The following is a 2927-nucleotide window of genomic DNA, read 5'->3' on the forward strand; positions in this document are numbered from 1 at the left end:
AAAGATAAAAAAATGTTTTGATAAAATTAAATATAGAGATAAAAAATCATTTGAAGTCAATTGTTTATATGATGGATTTTTAAAAACTGATGATTGTAGAACATATAGAGATATAAATAGAAAATCAAGAGATTCTATTTATTATGATTTTGATGATGATAGAGAAGAACAAAGAGCATTTGTAGAAAAATATGATTTTACCAGTGAAAAAAGTGTAAAAGATAGTACTTTTGAAATTTTAAATATTGAGCATAAAAAATATATTCAAAATGGTGGTGGAGCTGATATAGGTTTTGTTTATCAGGTACTTTATATGGAGGAAGAATATAATTTAAATAAAGAATCTGGATATTTTGGTGGTATTCAGTGGAATATTGGTGGATATACTTGTGGAGAAAACTATAATAAGGTAGTAAATTACCTGGAAGAATTCTTTAATAAAGTTACTAACTTAATTGATTTTGTAATAGGAAATATATGTTTTGTTCCAGAAGATTTATCTCCTTTTTGCTTACCTTTTCATTCATATTTTGAAGATAATGAATTCATCGACAATAAATTGAAAGGATTAGATAAATATGATGATATCGACAAGTTATACTGCAAGTCACACTTTAAATATGAAAAAATAGAATTTTTAAAGTCTATAGAGTGGTTAAGTTATTTGCCAATTGAGGTATTAACAAAAGTAGATGAAAATTTAATGAATGATAATTTACTTTCAGTTAGAATGAATGAAGATAAAGGAGCGTTTATAAAATTTGATAAAGATATAAAAGAAGTTTTGATAGCTGATAAACTTATATTAAGAAAATATGTAAACAGTATATTAGTAAAGGGGTATGGTCAAATACCTTATGATACATTAAGGTGGTATTGGGAAGAGATTCCTATATATTATAGTGAGATAATTCCAGTAAAAGATCCATACAGTAATGAATATGAGATATTATTTGTAAGTGATGGTGACTTAAAGTATACCTGTAAAAATAATGCAGAGTAGTTTTTAACTATTATAATTTTTTATAAGTATGCTTGATGAACAATATTAATATATTGTGAAACAAGTATTATAAAATAAAGCATTCACGAAAAAATCTGTTTTAGTGGATATTAAAACATGGCTAGGAATGATATATGTTAGTGTATCAAACCTAGCCATTTTATTTTATGCTCTTAATAAAGAATATTCTAATTAATGTTTTTTATTATTTTTAGATGAATTAGCAAATCGTCTAGGATCAAAATACAAGAAATATAAACTCAGTACTATGATAAAAATACTTGCTTTATCTCCCGCTCCAAAGAAAATTAATAAACCAAAAACAAGACAAAATATACCAAGAGATTTTGAAAATGTGTTAACTATCTTTAGTTTTTTATCGCTCATTGTCTCCCAACAAGTAGGACTCCAATAATTTACTTTCTTTGTTTTTGCATATTCTTCTCTTTCCTTATTTCTCTTTTCTTCTATTTTTCTCTTTCTTTCTTGAGCCTTCATTTTGTAATCTTCATTTATTTTTTTTATATCTTCTTTTAGCCGAATATTAGCATCATTAAATTCTTTTTTTATTTCGTCTTTATTTTTATGCATTAGAAACCTCACTATTATATATTTTCGTATAAATTGTATCAATAAAATATTAAAAATACAAATACAATTAACTATTTGGCTAAAAGTTCCATCACAATTTCAATGCAATGAAAGTAACCACATTTTTAATATCATAGATATAAATAGTAATTTGATGAGTAACAGCTACATATTGCGAAAAAAGTAGAAATTTGTAGAAATATGTGTAACAAAATTTCGTATAAATAGTATTATAAAATAAGGACAATCAATCAAGGTTGTCCAATTAAAAGGAGATGGTTTTAGTATGTATAATAAATGTTGTGGAGAATGGTATGAAAGACCAGATCGTGATGAAAAAGTAGAATGTAATATAAAGAGTGAATGTTGCCAAGGATTTGTTAAGCAACAATTTAGCATAACAGCAACTGCTACTGATGATGATGGAACAGTTGTTTATAGAAACTCTAATAATTTTGCCGTAACTGGAACAATAATATTAACAAATTTAGGAAGAAGAAATATTACTTTCACTGCAGGCGATAAACAAATAATAGTAGCTCCAAATGAAATGGGTGTAATTATAGCAGCTAATATAGACCATGTAACAATAAACACTACTACTGCAAATACTACTTCAAGAGCACTACTTTGCTTTGATATTCAAGTTCCATCGCCTGAATTTGAATGCTGTTCATAATTGGGTTGATTTTCAGCATGTAATTGACTATGCTGAATAAGAAGATTAGAAACTACAATAAAATAGTAATATAATGTTATTCTAGGCAGAGATTTATTCTCTGCCTTTTATTATTAAACTGATAAGAGGTAATGGAAGAAGAAGTATTATGGGAGCAAATGTTCTTTGGCACTAATAAAGATGCTCAAAACATTGTTTAGATAGTATATAATATAATAAACAGTTTTGGGCGTTGGTTGATTGAGGCTTTATATAGGGTTGAGGTTACTTATAATGAACAATTATATGTATTACATAATAAGCAAGTTTTTGAGTCTGTAGATACAGGGGATACTTTTGAAATTAATTTAGTAGAAGAAGTTGATAAGAATGAAAATATAATCGATTCATATTTAGAAGTTATCTCAACTAGATATAAGTAAAAAGTATGTACTAATAGATATTCAACTAACAATAAAATTTTATTACTGGAGGATAAATAGTTTTGACAGATAAATCAAATAACTTATTTGAAAATTTAGAAACAGTTAAGGAATATAGATGGGTTTTGTGGTTAGCATTCTTAATTATTACAATATCTAAAGATATTATTAAAAATACTATAGGTTCGGCTACATATAATATAGTTATCACTTGTATAATGAGTATTTTTAG

At 25.9% G+C, this 2927-nt stretch carries 4 protein-coding genes; 3 read left to right on the plus strand and 1 reads right to left on the minus strand.

Annotated features, from left to right (window positions below; translation table 11 throughout):
• On the plus strand, positions 1-1003 hold a 1003-nt coding region (locus NSA58_RS18145; protein WP_257560789.1), incomplete at its 5' end, for a hypothetical protein.
• A gap of 192 nt (positions 1004-1195) precedes the next feature.
• Here NSA58_RS18145 and NSA58_RS18150 read toward each other — a convergent pair.
• A complete protein-coding gene (locus tag NSA58_RS18150) occupies positions 1196-1594 on the minus strand; it encodes a hypothetical protein (protein ID WP_039681316.1) in 399 nt (132 codons plus the stop codon).
• Between the two features lie 286 nt (positions 1595-1880).
• On the opposite strand from NSA58_RS18150, the gene NSA58_RS18155 reads away from it, so the two are divergent.
• Positions 1881-2273, plus strand: coding sequence for an S-Ena type endospore appendage (locus tag NSA58_RS18155; protein WP_257560790.1), 393 nt, complete (start codon positions 1881-1883; stop codon positions 2271-2273).
• Between the two features lie 236 nt (positions 2274-2509).
• Positions 2510-2695 (plus strand): hypothetical protein, encoded by a 186-nt coding sequence (locus NSA58_RS18160; RefSeq protein WP_257560791.1) that lies wholly within the window; start codon positions 2510-2512, stop codon positions 2693-2695.
• The last annotated feature ends 232 nt before the right edge of the window (positions 2696-2927 follow it).

The organism is Terrisporobacter muris (assembly GCF_024621905.1).
In the GTDB taxonomy this organism is placed as follows: Bacteria; Bacillota; Clostridia; order Peptostreptococcales; family Peptostreptococcaceae; genus Terrisporobacter; species Terrisporobacter muris.